Below are 19,856 nucleotides of genomic sequence, written 5' to 3'. Positions count from 1 at the left end.
TGCCTGAAACGGCCCTTAGTGATGGTCGTCGCCACGCAGGTAAATGACCCAGTATGTCAACCCAACCAGCAGACCACCGCCGATAATGTTCCCGATAGTTACCGGAATCAGGTTATCAGTAATGAAGTTCATCACGGTCAGGTGAGAGAAATTTTCCGGAGCAGAACCAATCGCGGTCCAGAATTCCGGGGTTGCAAAGTCGCGAATTACGATACCCAGCGGGATCATAAACATGTTAGCGATACTGTGCTCAAAGCCGCTGGCAACAAACATCGCCACCGGTAAAACCATAATCATGGCTTTATCCATCAGGCTGCGACCGGAGTAGCTCATCCACACCGCCAGACAGACCATCAGGTTAGCCAGGATACCCAGACACACGGCTTCAATAAATGTATGGTGCATTTTGTGGTCGGCGGTTTGCAGGACGTTCAGGCCCCATGCACCGTTGGCGGTCATATACTCGCCAGATAACCACATCAGCAATACAAACAGCAGTGCACCTATCAGGTTACCAACATAGACGTTGAGCCAGTTTCTTGCCAGTTGACCCCAGGTAATTCGTCCGCTGGCTTTCGCCACGACGATAAGTACGGTGGAGGTAAACAGGTCGGCACCGCAGATGACGCAAAGAATCAGGCCGAGTGAAAAGCAGATCCCCCCGATCAGTTTAGCAATTCCGAAAGGCATCGCGGCAGTGCCGGTTGTCGCCGTAATATAGAAGACAAAAGCAATGGAAATGAAAACACCAGCGGTAATCGCCAGATAAAACGTCTTCATCGGGTGCTTTGTCGCTTTGTAGACACCTGCTTCTTCGGCGACTTTCGCCATGGCTGCAGGGAGTAAAAGATCAAAAGGGTTGTCAGCTTTCACACTAACTCTCTCTTTATAAAAGTTGGCGGTGAGATACTAACAAAGCATTATAGAAGGGAAATTGATGTAGATCATATCCCACCGGAACTATAAGCCCTGGATATGTGTGGTTTTGACTTATTATGGGAATAAATGATTGTTTTAAATGAAAAAAATAAATTTTAAAATTTACAACTTATGTTGATTTTTTTCATTTTGGGCCGCTGTGGACGGTTAATTAAAATGGGGTATTTTTTATTAAAATTAACAATCCTAAAGTGATGCGTAAAAAAAGTTTACTGTAAATTAACGTTGCAACTACAAATTAGCCGCGGGTCTACTTAGCGATGAAAAACGGGGTCTTTATCGACCCCGTAAATAATGCGGCTGGCAGTAAAATGAAGCCTTATTTAGCCCAGAATGCCGCTTTTGCCCGCTGCAGTTTTTCATAGGCTTTCAGTAAAGACTGATGGGCCGGGAAAGCCTGGAGATCGCTATCTACGGCCTGCAGGCCATAGAACGGCGCTTCACCGCTCATCGCCGCGCTGGCAGCTTCTACCGCATCGGCGCCGTACATACGGATAAAGGCATTCAGGTACTGCAGAGGCTGGCGTTCTTCTTCCTGACTGAGCAGCAGCAGCGTCTGCAGGCAGCGGTAGTAATTTGCGCGTTCCGCACTGAAGATAGACGCATTGAATTCAATGGTCCATTCCGTCCAGATCAAGGCCTGCTCCAGATCGCCACCGGCCAGCGCCAGCATCGCTTTCAGTTCGCCAATACGCAGCGTATACCAGCCGTTGTCTTTGCCCGTCGCCAGGCCCAGCAGCTCGCGTACGCGGGTGAAGTCGTCATTCCCTTCATCATCCAGTTGTTCGATCAGCGCCAGATAATCTTCTTTTTCCCATTCACTGCCCGGCAGGGAGAGAAGGGTTTCGCGCAGATGGCTGCCCATGCTGTTATTGGCCAGCCACAGATCTTCCGCCGGGTAAATGTCTGACATTCCCGGAACGATGATGCGGCAGGCGTAGACGCTCAGGTGCTCATAATCGGCGATGTAAACTTCTTTATCTTCTTCTTTAAAGATGGCCATCAGGGTGGCGAACTCTTCTTCCGTGGTGCCGGAGAAGCTCCAGTCGACGAACGGATAGTCAGCATCCTGTTTGAACATATCCCAGGAGATCAGACCGCTGGAATCAATAAAGTGGGTTTCAAGATTGGCGTGTTCAGCGACTTCTTCGTCATCGAAGGTTGGTGGCGTAAAGACATCGAGATCTTTCAGGCTACGGCCTTGCAGCAGCTCGGTGACGGTACGTTCGAGAGCGACGCCGAAGTCCGGATGCGCGCCGAAAGAGGCGAAGCAGGTTCCGTTGGTCGGGTTAAACAACACCACGCAGATAACCGGGTATTTGCCGCCCAGCGAGCCATCGTAAGCAAAGATCGGGAAACCTTCGGCTTCCAGCTTATTGATGGACTCCACCACACCTGGATAACGCGCCATGACCTCTGCCGGAATTTCTGGCAGGCTGATGCTCTCAGCGATGATGCGGTTTTTAATGTGACGCTCGAAGACTTCCGACAGTGCCTGAACGCGCGCTTCGTTCGCCGTGTTGCCTGCGGACATCCCGTTAGAGACATACAGGTTGCCGACGATATTCATCGGGATATAGACGGTTTCGCCATCGGACTGGCGGGTGAACGGCAGGCCGCAAACGCCGCGTTCGTCGTTGCCCGACTGCAGATCGACCAGCATGCTGGCGGTCAACTGATCGTCAGGATCGTAAAATGCGCGCAGACGAGGATCCAGCAGACCTTCCGGCACTTCATCGTCTTCGGTCAGCGGGAACCATTTCTCATTTGGATAGTGGACGAATGGTCCGTTAGCGATGGTTTCGCCCAGCCAAAAGTCAGCAAAAAAGTAGTTGGTGGACAGACGCTCGAAATATTCACCAAGAGCCGAGGCCAGCGCCGCTTTTTTGGTTGCCCCTTTGCCGTTGGTGAAACACAGCGAGCACTCTTTATCACGGATATGTACTGACCACACGTGCGGTACGGGATTCAGCCATGAGGCCTCTTCAATATCAAATCCGAGGTCGAGCAATTTCTGCTGGAAGCGGGCGATGGAATCTTCCAGGGCGGCATCTTTGCCGGGAATAAACGTTTGAGTCATGGCGATCACTTTTATCGTACGTAAAGCGCGCAATGATACGGCTTTTAGATGACCGGCGCTATCTCCATCGTCTGGCTATCCTTACTGACACCCGATAACTGTGCAGGCGTTAACCATGAAGGCATTTGATTGGCATCGTATGGCGCTGGATAAAGTGCCAGTGGACTTTTTGGCTGAGGTGGCGCTGAGGAGCGTGTACACCTTTGTCCTGGTATTTATCTTTCTCAAAATCACCGGCCGACGCGGCGTGCGGCAGATGTCGCTGTTCGAAGTCCTCATTATCCTGACCCTTGGATCCGCGGCAGGGGATGTCGCTTTCTATGACGATGTCCCGATGCTGCCGGTGCTGGTGGTCTTTGTTACCCTGGCGTTGCTCTACCGGCTGATCATGTGGCTGATGGGCAAAAGCGAGAAGCTGGAGAACCTGCTTGAGGGCAAACCGATCCCGGTCATCGAACAGGGGGAACTGGCCTGGAAAAATTTACAGGCGGAAAACATGACCGAATTCGAGTTTTTTATGGAGCTGCGGATCAACGGCGTCGAACAGCTGGGACAGGTCCGGTTGGCTATTCTGGAAACCAACGGGCAAATTAGTCTCTACTACTATGCGGATCGAGACGTCAAAGCCGGTCTGTCTATTTTACCTCCTCCCCATAACGCAAGCTTCGCTACCATTCCGCGCGACGATGAATATGCCTGCGTACGGTGTAGCGCAGTTCTTAAGCTCCTCGCCGGGGATAAACAATTATGTCCCCGCTGCGCAAATGCAGAATGGTCGCAGGCCAGCAGGGCGAAAAGAGTCACCTGACAGCAATTATGTCGGTTTTATGACGTCAAGCCGGCAGATTCTTTTGTGTGACGACAGCCACATTTCGTGGCTGCTTAGTTTTACTCGTTGCGGTGCGTGTCACTGAATGATAAAACCGATAGCCACAGGAATAACTTATGCCCGCGATGGTTCGCGGGCAGACAACATAGCAACGTGGTGAGGGGAAATGGCTCAGGTCTATAACTTTAGTTCGGGCCCGGCAATGCTGCCGGCGGAAGTTCTCAAACTGGCACAGCAGGAGCTGTGTGACTGGCATGGCCTGGGTACGTCGGTCATGGAAATCAGTCACCGTGGTAAAGAGTTTATCCAGGTGGCTGAGGCGGCTGAACAGGATTTTCGCGATCTGCTCAATATCCCCTCCAACTACAAAGTTTTATTCTGCCACGGCGGTGGTCGCGGTCAGTTCGCGGGCGTTCCGCTGAACCTGCTGGGTGATAAAACCACCGCTGACTATGTTGATGCCGGCTACTGGGCGGCAAGCGCGATTAAAGAAGCGAAAAAATATTGTTCGCCGAACGCCATTGACGCGAAAATCACGGTTGACGGCCTGCGCGGAGTTAAGCCGATGAGCGAATGGCAGTTGACGCCAGGCGCGGCCTATCTGCACTACTGTCCGAATGAAACCATCGACGGCATTGCGATTGATGAAACGCCGAATTTTGCGGACGACGTCGTGGTTGCGGCGGATTTCTCCTCCACCATTCTCTCTGCCCCGATTGATGTCAGCCGTTACGGCGTTATCTATGCGGGCGCACAGAAAAATATCGGCCCGGCGGGTCTGACGCTGGTGATTGTACGTGAAGACCTGCTGGGTAAAGCCAGTATCGCCTGCCCGTCAATTCTCGACTACACCGTACTGGATGCTAACGACTCCATGTTTAACACCCCGCCGACGTTCGCCTGGTACCTGGCCGGTCTGGTGTTCAAGTGGCTGAAAGAGCAGGGCGGCGTCGCGGCAATGGACAAAATCAATCAGCAAAAAGCCGATTTGCTGTATGGTGCGATCGACCGCAGCAGCTTCTATCGTAACGATGTGGCAGCGGCTAACCGTTCCCGTATGAACGTCCCGTTCCAGCTGGCCGACAGTGCGCTGGATAAACTGTTCCTTGAAGAGTCCTTTGCCGCAGGTCTGCATGCACTGAAAGGCCACCGCGTAGTGGGCGGCATGCGTGCCTCTATCTATAACGCGATGCCGCTGGCGGGCGTGAAGGCACTGACCGACTTTATGCAGGATTTTGAACGCCGCCACGGCTAATCACCCTCCTGTTTTTCATCCCCGCGGCTGGTCTGCGGGGTTTTTATTCTGTTTGTTTGAGAGTTAAGTTTGATGGAATCCCTGACGTTACAACCCATTGCGCGAGTAGATGGCACCGTGAACCTGCCTGGGTCAAAAAGTGTCTCTAACCGTGCTTTGCTGCTGGCGGCTTTGGCCCGTGGCACCACGGTGCTGACCAACCTGCTGGACAGCGACGATGTACGCCATATGCTGAATGCCCTGAGCGCCCTGGGAGTTCATTACGTTCTGTCTGCTGACCGCACCCGCTGTGAAGTGACCGGCAACGCTGGGCCGCTGCAGGCTGGTAGTGCGCTGCAGGCTGGTAGTGCGCTGGAGCTGTTCCTCGGTAACGCAGGGACCGCCATGCGTCCGCTGGCGGCCGCGCTGTGTCTGGGCAGCAACGATATCGTGTTGACTGGCGAACCGCGCATGAAAGAGCGCCCGATTGGCCATCTGGTCGACGCGCTGCGCCAGGGCGGCGCGCAGATTGATTATCTGGAGCAGGAAAACTATCCGCCTCTGCGTCTGCGCGGCGGCTTTACCGGCGGCGAAGTTGAAGTGGACGGCAGCGTATCCAGCCAGTTCCTCACCGCGCTGCTGATGGCTGCGCCACTGGCGCCGCAGGATACCGTCATCGCGATTAAAGGCGAGCTGGTTTCCCGCCCATATATCGACATCACGCTGCATCTGATGAAAACATTCGGCGTTGAGGTCGAGAATCAGGCCTATCAGCGCTTTATTGTCAGCGGCAATCAGCAGTACCAGTCGCCCGGTGATTACCTGGTGGAGGGGGATGCCTCTTCGGCCTCTTATTTCCTCGCTGCCGGCGCCATCAAAGGTGGGACGGTAAAAGTCACCGGTATCGGCCGCAACAGCGTACAGGGCGATATTCGTTTTGCCGACGTGCTGGAAAAAATGGGGGCGACCGTCACCTGGGGCGAGGATTATATTGCCTGTACCCGCGGCGAGCTGAATGCTATCGATATGGATATGAACCATATTCCGGATGCGGCGATGACTATCGCCACCGCGGCGCTGTTTGCCAGGGGAACGACCACGCTACGCAACATCTATAACTGGCGCGTCAAAGAGACCGACCGTCTGTTTGCGATGGCCACCGAACTGCGTAAAGTGGGCGCCGAAGTGGAAGAGGGGGAGGATTACATTCGCATTACGCCTCCGCTGACGCTGCAGTTTGCCGAGATTGGCACCTATAACGATCACCGTATGGCAATGTGTTTCTCGCTGGTGGCGTTGTCTGATACGCCGGTGACTATTCTTGACCCGAAATGTACGGCGAAAACCTTCCCGGATTACTTCGAGCAGCTGGCGCGGATCAGCACGCTGGCGTAACGTTCGCTGCGCAAAAAGCAAACCGAAAAGGTAAAATATTGTCATCTTCCGGGCTGACGTTCCGTCAGCCCGCTATAATTGCGCAATTCTTCTGCGTTTCATTTCTGGTAGTCCGTAATTTGCAAGCAATGCTCACTTTCCGGCGTAGAGATGCGTATAATGCGCGGCGTTTATATTCTATGCGCCTTGCTGAAGGAGAAAAAGATGACGGCAAATATTCCGGTAATCACCATTGATGGGCCTGGCGGTGCGGGTAAAGGCACATTGTGCAAGGCAATGGCGGAAGCGCTGGGCTGGCATCTGCTGGATTCCGGGGCCATCTATCGTGTTCTGGCCCTCGCGGCGCTGCATCACCATGTTGATGTCGAATCTGAAGAGGCGCTGGTACCGTTGGCGGCGCACCTGGACGTGCGTTTTATCTCCACCGATGGCACTCTGGAAGTGATTCTTGAAGGCGAAGACGTCAGCGCCGCCATTCGTACTCAGGAAGTGGCTAATACCGCATCGAAAGTTGCCGCGTTTCCCCGCGTGCGTGAAGCATTGCTTCGTCGTCAGCGCGCATTTCGTGAACTGCCTGGCCTGATTGCCGACGGACGCGATATGGGAACCGTCGTGTTTCCCGATGCGCCAGTGAAGATTTTCCTTGATGCTTCGGCACAAGAGCGCGCCCATCGCCGTATGCTGCAGTTGCAGGAAAAGGGCTTTAGTGTTAACTTTGAACGTCTTTTGTCCGAGATAAAAGAACGTGACGATCGCGACCGTAATCGCAGCGTCGCGCCGCTTGTCCCGGCCGCCGATGCTTTAGTTCTCGATTCTACTGAACTAAACATTGAGCAAGTTATTGAAAAAGCGCTACACTATGCGCGCGAAAAACTGGCAGTCGCCTGACCGCGAAGCGGTGAAGCGAAACGGCCTCAGAATTATAGCAGTACCCCCGCAGCAATGGAGTGTTAGCGGGTATGTTAAACAACCCCATCCGGCACGGAGCCAGGTGGACGTTAAATATGAAACCTGAAGATTAAACATGACTGAATCTTTTGCTCAACTATTTGAAGAATCCTTAAAAACAATCGAAACCCGTCCGGGTTCCATCGTTCGTGGTGTTGTTGTTGCTATCGACAAAGATATCGTACTGGTTGACGCTGGTCTGAAATCTGAGTCTGCCATTCCGGCAGAGCAGTTCAAAAACGCCCAGGGCGAGCTGGAAATCCAGGTCGGTGACGAAGTTGACGTTGCTCTGGATGCAGTAGAAGACGGCTTCGGTGAAACCCTGCTGTCCCGTGAAAAAGCTAAACGTCACGAAGCTTGGATCACGCTGGAAAAAGCTTACGAAGAAGCTGAAACTGTAGTCGGTGTTATCAACGGCAAAGTTAAAGGTGGCTTCACTGTTGAGCTGAATGGTATTCGCGCGTTCCTGCCGGGTTCCCTGGTTGACGTTCGTCCGGTTCGCGACACTCTGCACCTGGAAGGCAAAGAGCTTGAGTTCAAAGTAATCAAGCTGGACCAGAAGCGTAACAACGTTGTTGTATCCCGTCGTGCCGTTATCGAATCCGAAAACAGCGCAGAACGCGATCAGCTGCTGGAAAACCTGCAGGAAGGCATGGAAGTCAAAGGTATCGTTAAGAACCTCACTGACTACGGCGCATTCGTTGATCTGGGCGGCGTTGACGGCCTGCTGCACATCACCGACATGGCGTGGAAACGCGTTAAGCACCCGAGCGAAATCGTAAACGTTGGCGACGAAATCACTGTTAAAGTGCTGAAGTTCGACCGCGAGCGTACTCGTGTATCTCTGGGCCTGAAACAGCTGGGCGAAGATCCGTGGGTAGCTATCGCTAAGCGTTATCCGGAAGGTACCAAACTGACCGGTCGCGTGACCAACCTGACCGACTACGGCTGCTTCGTTGAAATCGAAGAAGGCGTTGAAGGCCTGGTTCACGTTTCCGAAATGGATTGGACCAATAAAAACATCCACCCGTCCAAAGTTGTTAACGTTGGCGACGTAGTGGAAGTTATGGTTCTGGATATCGACGAAGAACGTCGTCGTATCTCCCTGGGTCTGAAGCAGTGCAAAAACAACCCGTGGCAGCAGTTTGCGGAAACCCACAACAAGGGCGACCGTGTTGAAGGTAAAATCAAGTCTATCACTGACTTCGGTATCTTCATCGGCCTGGACGGCGGCATCGACGGCCTGGTTCACCTGTCTGACATCTCCTGGAACGTTGCAGGCGAAGAAGCAGTTCGTGAATACAAAAAAGGCGACGAAATCGCAGCAGTTGTTCTGCAGGTTGACGCAGAGCGTGAGCGTATCTCTCTGGGCGTTAAACAGCTCGCAGAAGATCCGTTCAACAACTGGGTTGCACTGAACAAGAAAGGCGCAATCGTAAACGGTAAAGTCACTGCAGTTGACGCTAAAGGCGCAACCGTAGAACTGGCTGACGGCGTTGAAGGTTACCTGCGCGCTTCTGAAGCTTCCCGTGACCGCGTTGAAGATGCAACTCTGGTTCTGAGCGTTGGCGACGACGTTGAAGCTAAATTCACCGGCGTTGATCGTAAAAACCGTGCAATCAGCCTGTCTGTTCGTGCTAAAGACGAAGCTGATGAGAAAGATGCAATCGCAACTGTTAACAAACAGGAAGATGCAAACTTCTCTAACAACGCAATGGCTGAAGCTTTCAAAGCAGCTAAAGGCGAGTAATCTTAGTCATTCAGGTTACAACAACCTGAATTACGACGAGTTTACTTGACAGATTGCAGGATTCGTCCTGTAATCAAGCACAAAGGGCGGCTACGGCCGCCCTTGTTTAAAGCAGTTAGCTAATTTTGCCTTGAAGGAAACCGGAGGAATAATGACCAAGTCAGAATTGATAGAAAGACTTGCCAGCCAGCAATCTCACATTCCTGCGAAAGCGGTCGAAGATGCTGTTAAAGAAATGCTGGAACATATGGCCTCAACGCTTGCTCAAGGTGAGCGCATTGAAATCCGCGGTTTCGGCAGCTTCTCTTTGCATTATCGAGCACCTCGCACCGGGCGTAACCCGAAGACTGGCGATAAAGTCGAACTGGAAGGTAAGTACGTTCCGCACTTTAAGCCTGGGAAAGAATTACGCGACCGCGCCAATATTTACGAAGAGTAAGTTTCGCACAGCCGCGACAACGTACTCCGATGATAAAAAAAGCACCTTTGCGGTGCTTTTTTTATGCCTCCGGTTTGCCCCGCCTCACAGCAACATCTTCGTTTTGCTGCAACCCCGTAGGTTTTGCGGAAGCCGAAATCCATACCCGGCCGCCGACCGCTGACGACCTTTAGCTTTCACGCGATACTCTCCGTCAACAGGGAGGGGACATGCGTTTATCACAGCTTGCCGGGTGCGTGGTTGTCGGGATCTGCCCACTGCTGTTCTTGCCAGAACTGCCCACACCGCTCGCCGTTCAGGTCATTATCGGCGGCGCGATCCTGATGTCGCTTTACCGCTGGAGGCCATTGCGTTACCTGGCGTTGACCATGCTGTTTTTTGCCTGGGGTGTGCTGAGCGCGCGTCAGGTGCTGTGGCCGATGCAGGTGCTACCCGGTGGCAACCGGCAGATTGAAATTAAGCTAACGGCCGTCGAAGGTGAGACCACCTACCAGGGAAATATTCTCCGTTTCAACGGGCAGAGGCTATGGCCGGCGCCAGGGGTAACTCTTTATGGTAATGCGCTGCCCGACCTGCCGTGTGCCGGGCAGCGCTGGAAGATGACCGTCCGTCTTCGCCCGGTCCATAGTCAGCTCAACGTAGGGGGCTTTGACGGCCAGCGTTTTGCCCTGGCGCAACATCGTTCGCTAACCGGGCGCTTTACGTCGGCCGAAGCATCAGACCTGACGTGCAGCTACCGCGCTCGCTATCTGGCATCGCTGGAACGTACTCTCGACGCTTTTCCCTGGCAGTCGGTGATACTCGGGCTCGGGATGGGCGAGAGACTGGTTGTACCGCGGGATATCAAACGTCTGATGCAGGAGACCGGTACCTCACACCTGATGGCGATTTCAGGGTTGCATATTGCGTTAGGCGCCATACTCGGTGGACTGGTGGTTCGGGGGCTGCAATTCTTTTTCCCGTGCCGATGGATTGGCTGGAGAATGCCGTTACTTATCGGTCTGGGCTGCGCGCTATTTTATGCCTGGCTGACCGGTATGCAGCCGCCTGCGCTGCGGACCTGCGTAGCCCTGAGCTGCGTGGTGGGCCTACGGCTATCTGCCAGACGCTGGTCGTCCTGGCAAATCTGGCTCTGTTGTATTGGCGCTATCTTATTCGCCGATCCGCTGGCGGTGTTGTCTGATAGTCTGTGGCTGTCCATCTTCGCCGTCGCAACGCTGATTTTCTGGTATCAGCTGGTGCCGCTGCAGCGGCATACGTGGCGCTGGCCGTGGCGCGAAGGGCTTGCTTTAGGCCATCTGCAGCTTGGGCTGATGTTTCTGCTATTGCCAATTCAGATTCTCCTTTTCCACGGCATCAGCCTGACCGCCTGGGTAGCAAATCTGATAGCCGTACCGTTGGTCACCTTTGCGGTTGTTCCCACGATTCTGCTGGCGATGCTGCTGCATCTCAGCGGACCTGTCGTGGTTGAAATGGCGGCGTGGTGGCTGGCTGACCGCCTGCTGGCAGCATTATTCTGGTTTTTGCATCTGCTGCCGCAGGGCTGGCTCAGTCTGGATTTTCGCTGGGCGGGGCTCAGCGCGTTGCCCTGGCTGATACTGCTGGTGTGGCGTTTTCATGCCTGGCGTTCGCTACCGGCGCTTTGTCTTAGCAGCACGCTGCTGCTGAGCTGGCCCTTCTGGCGCCACGGAGCGAAAGATGAATGGCGGGTCACGATGCTGGACGTCGGGCAGGGGCTGGCTATGGTCATTGAGCGCGAGGGGGCGGCAATCCTCTATGATACCGGGCTGGCCTGGCCCGATGGTGATAGCGGTCAGCAGATTATTATTCCCTGGCTACGCTGGCATCACCTGCGCCCGGAGGGCGTTGTGTTGAGCCATGAACACCTTGACCACCGCGGCGGTCTCAATTCGCTGCTGAAGGCCTGGCCCGAGCTCTGGATCCGCAGTCCGCTAGGCTGGCGGGGGCATCTTCCCTGTCGGCGAGGCGAAAGCTGGCGATGGCGTGGATTAACTTTTCGCGTGCTGTGGCCGCTGCCGGATTCCAGCCTGACGGGCAATAACCGCTCCTGCGTGGTCCGTATTGATGACGGCAAGCAGAGCATTCTACTGACCGGAGATATTGAAATTCCGGCAGAACGGGCCATGCTGAGCCACTACTGGCAGCATCTTGCGTCTACACTTATCCAGGTTCCGCACCACGGGAGTCATACCTCTTCTGCGCTTGCCTTATTGCAGCGGGTCGGCGGCGCGGCGGCGCTGGCTTCGGCCTCGCGATATAATGCCTGGCGTATGCCTGCGGCTAAAGTGGTGCAGCACTACCGTCAGCAGGGCTATCGATGGCTCGATACGCCGCATCAGGGACAAATTACGGTTATTTTTTCTCCAGAAGGTTGGCAAATCCAAAGCTTACGAGATCAACTTTTACCGCGTTGGTATCATCAGTGGTTTGGCGAGACCGTGGATAACGGGTAGAATATGCGGCTATTTCAACATAAGCTGGTTTATTGAATGCAGAATGATAAAGATCTCTCCACGTGGCAGACCTTCCGCCGCCTCTGGCCGCTTATTGCGCCATTTAAAACCGGACTGATCGTCGCGGCAGTTGCGTTAGTCTTTAACGCCGCTAGTGATACCTTCATGCTATCGCTTCTTAAACCGTTACTGGATGATGGTTTTGGTAAAACGGATCGCTCAGTGCTGCTATGGATGCCGCTGGTCGTGATTGGGTTGATGTTACTGCGTGGCGTCACCAGCTATATTTCGAGCTACTGTATCTCGTGGGTTTCAGGCAAAGTCGTCATGACAATGCGCCGCCGTCTGTTCAGCCATATGATGGGGATGCCCGTCTCCTTCTTTGATAAACAGTCCACGGGTACCTTGCTGTCACGCATTACCTATGATTCCGAACAGGTGGCGTCATCCTCTTCCAGCGCCTTGATTACCGTCGTGCGCGAAGGCGCCTCGATCATCGGTCTGTTTGTGATGATGTTCTATTACAGCTGGCAGCTGTCGCTGATTCTGATCGTCCTGGCCCCCATCGTCTCGATGGCGATTCGCGTGGTATCGAAGCGTTTTCGTAATATCAGCAAGAATATGCAAAACACCATGGGGCAGGTGACCACCAGCGCAGAGCAGATGCTGAAAGGGCATAAAGAAGTGCTGATGTTTGGCGGTCAGGCGGTAGAAACCAAACGTTTTGATAAGGTCAGCAACAAAATGCGCTTGCAGGGGATGAAAATGGTCTCTGCGTCGTCTATTTCTGACCCGGTTATTCAGCTGATTGCGTCACTGGCGCTGGCATTTGTTCTCTATGCCGCCAGCTTCCCGAGCGTCATGGAAACGTTAACTGCCGGTACCATCACCGTCGTCTTCTCCTCGATGATCGCGTTGATGCGCCCGCTGAAGTCGCTGACTAACGTCAATGCTCAGTTCCAGCGCGGGATGGCCGCCTGCCAGACGCTGTTTGCGATTCTTGATTCCGAACAGGAAAAAGACGAAGGCAAGCTGGTTATCGAGCGGGCGAAGGGCAACCTGGAATTCAAAGATGTCACCTTTACCTATCCGGGCCGTGAAACGCCGGCGCTGCGAAATATCAACCTCAACATCCAGGAAGGTAAAACGGTCGCCCTGGTCGGGCGTTCGGGGTCGGGTAAATCGACCATCGCCAGCCTGATTACGCGCTTTTACGATATCGATAACGGCCAGATTTTGCTGGATGGCCACGATCTGCGTGAATACACTCTGGCATCCCTGCGCGATCAGGTGGCGCTGGTGTCGCAAAACGTTCATCTGTTCAACGATACCGTGGCCAACAACATTGCCTATGCGCGCACGGAAGAGTACAGCCGTGAGCAGATCGAAGAAGCGGCGCGTATGGCCTACGCGATGGACTTTATCAGCAAAATGGATAATGGCCTCGATACCGTTATCGGTGAGAACGGCGTACTGCTCTCCGGCGGTCAGCGTCAGCGTATTGCCATCGCGCGTGCGCTGCTGCGTAACAGCCCGATTCTGATTCTGGACGAAGCAACATCGGCGCTGGATACCGAGTCTGAACGCGCGATCCAGGCCGCCCTCGACGAACTGCAGAAAAACCGCACTTCGCTGGTGATTGCCCACCGTCTTTCCACCATCGAACAAGCCGATGAAATTGTGGTGGTGGAAGATGGCCGCATTGTCGAGCGCGGTAGCCATGCCGATCTGCTGGAACACCGCGGCGTGTACGCCCAGCTACATAAGATGCAGTTTGGCCAATGATTGCGCGTATCTGGTCCGGTGAGTCGCCCGTATGGCGACTCTTGCTGCCGCTCTCCTGGCTCTATGGCCTGGTGAGTGGGCTGATCCGCCTCAGCTATCGGCTGGGGCTGAAGAAAGCCTGGCGAGCGCCGGTTCCGGTGGCGGTGGTGGGGAATCTCACCGCCGGAGGCAACGGCAAAACGCCGGTGGTCATCTGGCTGGTGGAACAGCTCCAGCAGCGCGGTATCCGCGTTGGCGTCGTTTCCCGCGGTTATGGCGGGAAAGCGGCGAGCTATCCGTTACTGCTCAGCAATGACACCAGTACCGCGGAAGCCGGCGATGAACCGGTACTCATTTTTCAACGCACCGGCGCGCCGGTTGCGGTCTCGCCAGCGCGTCGTGAGGCGGTGCAGGCGCTGCTTCATGCACATGATTTGCAGCTCATTATCACCGATGATGGCCTGCAGCACTACAAGCTGGCGCGGGACAAAGAAATTGTGGTAATTGATGGCGAGCGCCGTTTTGGCAATGGCTGGTGGCTACCGGCCGGGCCGATGCGTGAACGCGCGTCACGTTTACGCAGCGTCGACGCCATCATTGTTAACGGCGGCATCGCGCAGGCGGGGGAAATTCCCATGCAGCTGCGACCCGGACTGGCGGTAAATTTACGCAGCGGCGAACGGCGTGACGTGGCTTCTTTCGATAATGTCGTTGCCATGGCCGGGATCGGTCATCCGCCGCGCTTTTTCGCCACGCTGGAAAGCTGCGGCGTCCTGCCGGTAAAAACCGTCGCGCTTGCCGATCACCAGGCATTGACTCAGACGAGCGTTTCCGCCCTTGTGAATCCACAGCAAACGCTGCTGATGACCGAGAAAGATGCGGTGAAATGTCGTGGGTTTGCCGAAGCAAACTGGTGGTATTTACCTGTCGACGCCATAATGACGGATGAACGCGCACAGCAGCTGCTGACGGAACTGGTGACGCTGGCGCAACGTTAGTTCTGCCACGTTCGCTTCAATAACGCTGTGCCGGAGTCCTTTACGGAGAACCTGCATGTCGGTACTACAACTGTCGCTTAAAGAAGCCCGTCATCTCCATCTTGCGGCGCAGGGATTGCTGAAGAAGCCCCGGCGACGTGCCCGCGCCAGCGATATTCTGTCAACTATTCAGCAGATGTCATTGCTGCAAATCGATACCATCAACGTCGTTGCCCGCAGCCCTTATCTTGTGCTTTTTAGCCGTCTTGGCAGCTATCCGCAAAGCTGGCTGGAGGACGCCCTGCGCAGCGGGGAGCTGATGGAATACTGGGCTCATGAAGCCTGTTTTCTGCCCCGTAGCGACTTTGCTCTGGTGCGCCACCGTATGCTGACGCCCGATAATATGGGCTGGAAGTATCACAAGGCGTGGATGACGGAACATGCTGACGATATTCGGCTGCTGCTGGAGCATATCGCGCAGAATGGTCCGGTTCGTTCGGCCGACTTTGAACATCCGCGCAAAGGCGCCAGCGGCTGGTGGGAGTGGAAACCGCACAAGCGCCATCTGGAAGGCCTGTTTACCGCAGGTAAAGTGATGGTGGTGGAGCGGCGTAACTTCCAGCGGGTGTACGACCTGACGCATCGCGTCATGCCGCACTGGGACGATGAGCGCGATGCGCTGACGCAGCCGCAGGCGGAGGCGTTAATGCTGCGCAACAGTGCCCGGAGCCTCGGCATTTTTCGCCCCCAGTGGCTGGCTGATTACTATCGTCTCCGCCAGCCCGCTTTGCCGACGCTGCTGGCGAGCTGGCAGGAGGAGGGCACGGTGGTTCCGGTGAAGGTCGAGGAACTGGGCGACATGTGGCTCCACCACGAAGCGCTCGGGCAGCTGGAATCGGCGCCCGGCGGTAAACTCGCCGCCAGCCATAGCGCGGTACTCTCGCCATTTGACCCGGTAGTCTGGGACCGTAAACGCGCTGAGCAACTCTTCAATTTCAGCTATCGCCTCGAGTGCTACACGCCGGCGCCGAAGCGTCAGTATGGCTACTTTGTTCTGCCGCTGCTGCACCAGGGAAAACTGGTGGGCAGAATGGACAGCAAGGTGCATCGGAAAACCGGGGTTCTGGAGGTTTTTTCGCTGTGGCTGGAAGAGGGGATCAGAGTCACCTCGGGGCTGGAGAAAGGGTTGCTCCGGGCGATTGAAGAGTTTGCCATCTGGCAGTCGGCTCAACGTATCACCTTCGGTCGTCTGCCGCCGGGGCTTTTCTCCGACCGTCAGCAGGGCTGGGAGATTTCCCCGGCCTGAACAAGACCACACCCCGCTCAGCCTTTGCCGCAAACGGATCCCTGAGTTTGCCATCATGTGATATGCTGCTGCGGAATCTATTCGGTCCATCAGGAGGAATCATGGATCACCGTTTACTAGAAATCATCGCCTGTCCTGTCTGCAACGGCAAACTGTACTACAGCCAGGATAAGCAAGAGCTGATCTGCAAAATTGACAGCCTGGCCTTTCCTTTCCGTGAAGGCATTCCCGTCTTGCTGGAAACCGAAGCCCGCGCATTAGCCGTGGGAGAGAGCCATTCATGAGTTTCGTGGTCATCATTCCTGCACGTTTTGCCTCCACGCGTCTGCCGGGCAAGCCCCTACAGGATATCAACGGTAAGCCGATGATCGTTCATGTTCTCGAGCGCGCGCGCGAATCCGGGGCCGATCGCATTATCGTCGCGACGGATCATGACGATGTTGCGCGTGCGGTCGAAGCTGCCGGCGGCGAAGTGTGCATGACGCGTGCGGACCATCAATCCGGCACCGAGCGTCTGGCCGAAGTTGTTGAAAAGTGTGGCTTCAGTGATGACACGATCATCGTCAATATCCAGGGCGATGAGCCGATGATCCCGCCGGCGATCGTCCGCCAGGTGGCGGACAATCTGGCGGCCAATGCCTGCGGTATGGCCACGCTCGCCGTTCCGATTCACGACGCTGAGGAAGCATTTAATCCGAATGCCGTGAAAGTGGTGATGGATGCGCAGGGCTATGCGCTCTACTTCTCCCGCGCCACCATTCCATGGGATCGCGATCGCTTTGCGCAATCACGCGAAACTATCGGCGATACGCTGCTACGTCATATCGGTATTTACGGTTATCGTGCCGGCTTTATCCGTCGCTACGTCAGCTGGTCGCCGAGCCCGCTGGAACAGATCGAAATGCTGGAGCAGCTGCGGGTGCTGTGGTATGGCGAAAAAATCCATGTCGCGGTGGCCGAAGTTGTGCCTGGAACCGGTGTCGATACACCGGAAGATCTGGAGCGCGTGCGCGCAGAGCTGCGTTAATCCGTTCATCCCCTCCGTCGTGAGGGGATATCTTCACGCTATTTTTCCATACTTTTTCCCTCAATTTTTGATCTCACCTGATGACATCCCTGCGGCTGGCGCTCATTATAAAACCAGTAGTATTCACAGGGGTAATCAGAGATGGAACAGCTGCGAACCGAACTTAGCCACCTGCTGGGAGAGAAACTGAGCCGCGTGGAGTGTATCAGCGAGAAACCCTCCTCGGCACTGTGGTCGCTTTATGACGCGCAGGGAAACCCGCTGCCGCTGTTGGCGAGAAGTTTTACCACGCCAGGGATTGCCCGCCAGCTGGCGTGGAAAATCTCAATGCTGGCGCGCAGCGGTACCGTGCGCATGCCGGTGGTCTATGGGGTGTTGACGCATGAAGAACATCCTGGCCCGGACGTGTTGCTGATTGAGCGGCTGCGCGGAGTCTCTGCGGAAGCGCCGGCCCGTACGCCGGCGCGCTGGGAACAGCTGCAGGAGCAGATCGTGGAAGCTCTTCTGGCATGGCACCGGCACGATAGCGGCGGCTGCGTCGGCATGGTGGACAGCACCCAGGAAAACCTGTGGCCGCACTGGTATCGCCAGCGGGTTGAGATGCTGTGGAGTACCCTTAATTTGTATCAGGATACCGGCCTGACGATGCAGGATAAACGAATTCTGTTCCGCGCCCGCGCGTGCCTTCCGGATTTATTGAAAGATTTTAATGATAACTGCGTGCTGGTACACGGCAGCTTCACGCTGCGCAGCATGCTGAAGGATGCGCGTAGCGATCAGCTGCTGGCGATGGTCGGGCCTGGGATGATGTTGTGGGCGCCGCGAGAATATGAACTGTTTCGCCTGTCCGACGGAGGACAGGCGGAGCAACTGCTGTGGCACTATTTGCGCCGTGCGCCGGTGGCCGAATCTTTCCTGTGGCGACGCTGGCTCTATCTGCTGTGGGATGAGGTGGATAATCTGGTCAATACCGGGCGTTTTGACCGCGCCCGGTTTGACCTGGCCGCTAAATCAATTCTCCCCTGGCTCGCCTGAGGCGCCTTTTAACCATTGCCAGATGCGCCCCAGCGCTTCGTAGCCGACGCGATCGCTGTGCATCAGCCAGACGGGGGAAGGGATCGCCTGTTCCCACGGATTGAGCGGTGACGCGATCGCCAGCTGATTGGCGGGTGCCGGCAGCGGGTTTAGCCCGACATGCTGGAAGAAAATCATCGCCCGGGGTAAATGCGATGCGGAAGTCACCAGCAGGAACGGCGCATCGCCGATGGCCTGTTTCACCGCTTCGGCTTCTTCTTCGGTATCTTTGGGTTTATCCAGAACGATAATTTCGCTGCGCGGTATCCCCAGACTCTCCGCAACTCTGGCGCCGGCTTCTGCCGTGCTGACGGGATTTGTTTTCGCCGCTGCGCCGGTAAAGATGAGTTTTGCGCCCGGGTTCTCATACCACAGGCGGATTCCCTCCGTCAGCCGCGGCAGGCTGTTGTTGATGAGATTTGAACTGGGCGCCCAGTCCGGATTCCAGGTGTAGCCCCCGCCAAGTACGACGACGTACTGCACGCGTCCGGCATCGCGCCACGTCGGGTATTTATCCTCGATTGGTTTGAGCAAACTATCGGCTACCGGTTGCAGGCTCAACAATAGCAACAGCAGCCAGCCGAGGCTGACGCAGAGCTTGCCGGTGCGCTGGAAACGGCTAAACCACAGTAACGCGATTCCGACCGCCATCAGCAGCAGCAGCAGGGGAAGCGGCAGCATCATGCCGCCTAAATACTTTTTCAGTGTAAAAAGCATGCCAGATGGGTCCTTTTTTAACCATATAACCAAAGTTATGTCCGGATCTTATAACAGATCGCTTCATTCTCAGCGTGGGTATGACAAAATAGCGGCTTTGTGTTGGCAGGTGGAACCGTCCGTGAAAGATCGTAATTTCGATGACATGGCTGAAAAGTTTTCGCGCAATATTTACGGCACCACCAAGGGCGAACTGCGTCAGGCCATTCTGTGGCAGGATCTGCAACCGCTGTTAAGCCAGCTGGGGCCAGGGCCGCTTCGGGTTCTTGACGCCGGCGGTGGCGAAGGGCAAACGGCGGTAAAAGTCGCGGAAATGGGCCACCATGTGACGTTATGCGATCTTTCGGCTGAAATGGTCGCGCGCGCCCGGCAGGCTGCTGCCGATAAAGGTGTGATCGACAACATGCATTTTGTACAATGCGCCGCTCAGGATATTGCGCAGCATTTGGAAAGCCCAGTCGATCTGATACTGTTTCATGCGGTGCTGGAGTGGGTGGCCGAGCCGCAGGAGATGCTGCGAACGCTGTGGTCGGTTTTACGGCCCGGCGGTGCGTTATCGTTAATGTTCTACAATGCTAACGGTCTGTTGATGCATAACATGGTCGTCGGGAACTTCGACTACGTACAACTCGGCATGCCGAAAAAGAAAAAACGCACGCTGTCGCCGGACTATCCGCGTTCCCCGCAGCAGGTTTATGGCTGGCTGGAAGAGCAGGGCTGGCACATTACCGGTAAAACCGGCGTGCGGGTGTTTCATGATTATCTGCGTGAAAAACGCAAACAGCGCGACAATTTTGCGGCGCTGCTGGAGCTGGAGACGCGCTACTGTCGCCAGGAGCCGTATATCAGCCTGGGTCGCTACATTCATGTCACAGCGCTTAAGCCGCAGATGCAAGGATAAAC

The 19,856-nt window shown here is 55.3% G+C and carries 17 protein-coding genes; 14 read left to right on the top strand and 3 right to left on the bottom strand.

Annotated elements, in window-relative coordinates; genetic code table 11:
• Positions 1-15 precede the first annotated feature (15 nt).
• A complete protein-coding gene (gene focA / locus ROR01S_RS20420) occupies positions 16-873 on the bottom strand; it encodes a formate transporter FocA (protein ID WP_004860063.1) in 858 nt (285 codons plus the stop codon).
• 385 nt (positions 874-1,258) lie between these two features.
• Positions 1,259-3,019: a 30S ribosomal protein S12 methylthiotransferase accessory factor YcaO gene (ycaO, locus tag ROR01S_RS20415; protein ID WP_004860065.1), complete on the bottom strand. Its 1,761-nt coding sequence runs from the start codon at positions 3,017-3,019 to the stop codon at positions 1,259-1,261.
• Between the two features lie 115 nt (positions 3,020-3,134).
• Here ycaO and ROR01S_RS20410 point away from each other — a divergent pair, with 115 nt between their 5' ends.
• The 13 genes from ROR01S_RS20410 (at position 3,135) to ROR01S_RS20350 (ending at position 18,197) form a co-directional block, all read left to right on the top strand.
• Positions 3,135-3,827: a DUF421 domain-containing protein gene (locus ROR01S_RS20410; RefSeq protein ID WP_064359837.1), complete on the top strand. Its 693-nt coding sequence runs from the start codon at positions 3,135-3,137 to the stop codon at positions 3,825-3,827.
• 187 nt (positions 3,828-4,014) lie between these two features.
• Positions 4,015-5,103 carry a 3-phosphoserine/phosphohydroxythreonine transaminase gene (gene serC, locus ROR01S_RS20405; RefSeq protein ID WP_004860069.1) on the top strand — a complete coding sequence of 363 codons (1,089 nt, stop codon included), beginning with the start codon at positions 4,015-4,017 and terminating at the stop codon, positions 5,101-5,103.
• Between the two features lie 72 nt (positions 5,104-5,175).
• A complete protein-coding gene (gene aroA / locus ROR01S_RS20400) occupies positions 5,176-6,477 on the top strand; it encodes a 3-phosphoshikimate 1-carboxyvinyltransferase (protein ID WP_064359836.1) in 1,302 nt (433 codons plus the stop codon).
• Between the two features lie 204 nt (positions 6,478-6,681).
• Entirely contained in the window at positions 6,682-7,365 is a 684-nt protein-coding gene (gene cmk / locus ROR01S_RS20395) for a (d)CMP kinase (RefSeq protein WP_004860072.1), read from the top strand.
• Between the two features lie 136 nt (positions 7,366-7,501).
• Entirely contained in the window at positions 7,502-9,175 is a 1,674-nt protein-coding gene (rpsA, locus tag ROR01S_RS20390) for a 30S ribosomal protein S1 (RefSeq protein ID WP_004860074.1), read from the top strand.
• Between the two features lie 151 nt (positions 9,176-9,326).
• Complete coding sequence (ihfB, locus tag ROR01S_RS20385) at positions 9,327-9,614, top strand: integration host factor subunit beta (RefSeq protein ID WP_004100704.1); 288 nt, start codon at positions 9,327-9,329, stop codon at positions 9,612-9,614.
• Positions 9,615-9,823: 209 nt separating this feature from the next.
• Positions 9,824-12,088: a ComEC family protein gene (locus ROR01S_RS20380; RefSeq protein ID WP_064359835.1), complete on the top strand. Its 2,265-nt coding sequence runs from the start codon at positions 9,824-9,826 to the stop codon at positions 12,086-12,088.
• Positions 12,089-12,124: 36 nt separating this feature from the next.
• Positions 12,125-13,873, top strand: coding sequence for a lipid A ABC transporter ATP-binding protein/permease MsbA (msbA, locus tag ROR01S_RS20375; protein ID WP_004860079.1), 1,749 nt, complete (start codon positions 12,125-12,127; stop codon positions 13,871-13,873).
• The gene (gene lpxK / locus ROR01S_RS20370; RefSeq protein ID WP_048023150.1) at positions 13,870-14,850 is read left to right on the top strand and encodes a tetraacyldisaccharide 4'-kinase; all 981 of its coding nucleotides are present in this window, start codon (positions 13,870-13,872) and stop codon (positions 14,848-14,850) included. Before msbA ends, lpxK begins: the two co-directional genes overlap by 4 nt.
• A gap of 55 nt (positions 14,851-14,905) precedes the next feature.
• Positions 14,906-16,135: a winged helix-turn-helix domain-containing protein gene (locus ROR01S_RS20365; RefSeq protein ID WP_064359834.1), complete on the top strand. Its 1,230-nt coding sequence runs from the start codon at positions 14,906-14,908 to the stop codon at positions 16,133-16,135.
• Between the two features lie 101 nt (positions 16,136-16,236).
• Positions 16,237-16,419: a Trm112 family protein gene (locus ROR01S_RS20360; protein WP_004860086.1), complete on the top strand. Its 183-nt coding sequence runs from the start codon at positions 16,237-16,239 to the stop codon at positions 16,417-16,419.
• Entirely contained in the window at positions 16,416-17,162 is a 747-nt protein-coding gene (gene kdsB / locus ROR01S_RS20355) for a 3-deoxy-manno-octulosonate cytidylyltransferase (RefSeq protein WP_004860088.1), read from the top strand. The genes ROR01S_RS20360 and kdsB overlap by 4 nt, the downstream gene beginning before the upstream one ends.
• A 141-nt stretch (positions 17,163-17,303) precedes the next feature.
• Positions 17,304-18,197: a YcbJ family phosphotransferase gene (locus tag ROR01S_RS20350; protein WP_015584791.1), complete on the top strand. Its 894-nt coding sequence runs from the start codon at positions 17,304-17,306 to the stop codon at positions 18,195-18,197.
• Here ROR01S_RS20350 and elyC read toward each other — a convergent pair.
• Entirely contained in the window at positions 18,174-18,953 is a 780-nt protein-coding gene (elyC, locus tag ROR01S_RS20345; protein ID WP_064359833.1) for an envelope biogenesis factor ElyC, read from the bottom strand. The two genes, ROR01S_RS20350 and elyC, sit on opposite strands and share 24 nt — an antisense overlap.
• Positions 18,954-19,074: 121 nt before the next feature.
• Between elyC and cmoM the strand changes: the two genes are divergently transcribed.
• Positions 19,075-19,854: a tRNA uridine 5-oxyacetic acid(34) methyltransferase CmoM gene (gene cmoM / locus ROR01S_RS20340; RefSeq protein ID WP_032695666.1), complete on the top strand. Its 780-nt coding sequence runs from the start codon at positions 19,075-19,077 to the stop codon at positions 19,852-19,854.
• Positions 19,855-19,856: the final 2 nt, after the last annotated feature.

It is taken from the genome of Klebsiella ornithinolytica NBRC 105727 = ATCC 31898, from assembly GCF_001598295.1.
GTDB lineage: Bacteria > Pseudomonadota > Gammaproteobacteria > Enterobacterales > Enterobacteriaceae > Klebsiella > Klebsiella ornithinolytica.
This window is presented reverse-complemented; position numbering and strand designations above follow the sequence as displayed.

What these genes read in the sequence shown, in the direction of transcription:
- ycaO (WP_004860065.1), bottom strand. Translation starts at nt 3,019, where the DNA reads ATGACTCAAACGTTTATTCCCGGCAAAGATGCCGCCCTGGAAGATTCC.
- ROR01S_RS20410 (WP_064359837.1), top strand. Translation starts at nt 3,135, where the DNA reads ATGAAGGCATTTGATTGGCATCGTATGGCGCTGGATAAAGTGCCAGTG.
- serC (WP_004860069.1), top strand. Translation starts at nt 4,015, where the DNA reads ATGGCTCAGGTCTATAACTTTAGTTCGGGCCCGGCAATGCTGCCGGCG.
- aroA (WP_064359836.1), top strand. Translation starts at nt 5,176, where the DNA reads ATGGAATCCCTGACGTTACAACCCATTGCGCGAGTAGATGGCACCGTG.
- cmk (WP_004860072.1), top strand. Translation starts at nt 6,682, where the DNA reads ATGACGGCAAATATTCCGGTAATCACCATTGATGGGCCTGGCGGTGCG.
- rpsA (WP_004860074.1), top strand. Translation starts at nt 7,502, where the DNA reads ATGACTGAATCTTTTGCTCAACTATTTGAAGAATCCTTAAAAACAATC.
- ihfB (WP_004100704.1), top strand. Translation starts at nt 9,327, where the DNA reads ATGACCAAGTCAGAATTGATAGAAAGACTTGCCAGCCAGCAATCTCAC.
- ROR01S_RS20380 (WP_064359835.1), top strand. Translation starts at nt 9,824, where the DNA reads ATGCGTTTATCACAGCTTGCCGGGTGCGTGGTTGTCGGGATCTGCCCA.
- msbA (WP_004860079.1), top strand. Translation starts at nt 12,125, where the DNA reads ATGCAGAATGATAAAGATCTCTCCACGTGGCAGACCTTCCGCCGCCTC.
- lpxK (WP_048023150.1), top strand. Translation starts at nt 13,870, where the DNA reads ATGATTGCGCGTATCTGGTCCGGTGAGTCGCCCGTATGGCGACTCTTG.
- ROR01S_RS20365 (WP_064359834.1), top strand. Translation starts at nt 14,906, where the DNA reads ATGTCGGTACTACAACTGTCGCTTAAAGAAGCCCGTCATCTCCATCTT.
- ROR01S_RS20360 (WP_004860086.1), top strand. Translation starts at nt 16,237, where the DNA reads ATGGATCACCGTTTACTAGAAATCATCGCCTGTCCTGTCTGCAACGGC.
- kdsB (WP_004860088.1), top strand. Translation starts at nt 16,416, where the DNA reads ATGAGTTTCGTGGTCATCATTCCTGCACGTTTTGCCTCCACGCGTCTG.
- ROR01S_RS20350 (WP_015584791.1), top strand. Translation starts at nt 17,304, where the DNA reads ATGGAACAGCTGCGAACCGAACTTAGCCACCTGCTGGGAGAGAAACTG.
- elyC (WP_064359833.1), bottom strand. Translation starts at nt 18,953, where the DNA reads ATGCTTTTTACACTGAAAAAGTATTTAGGCGGCATGATGCTGCCGCTT.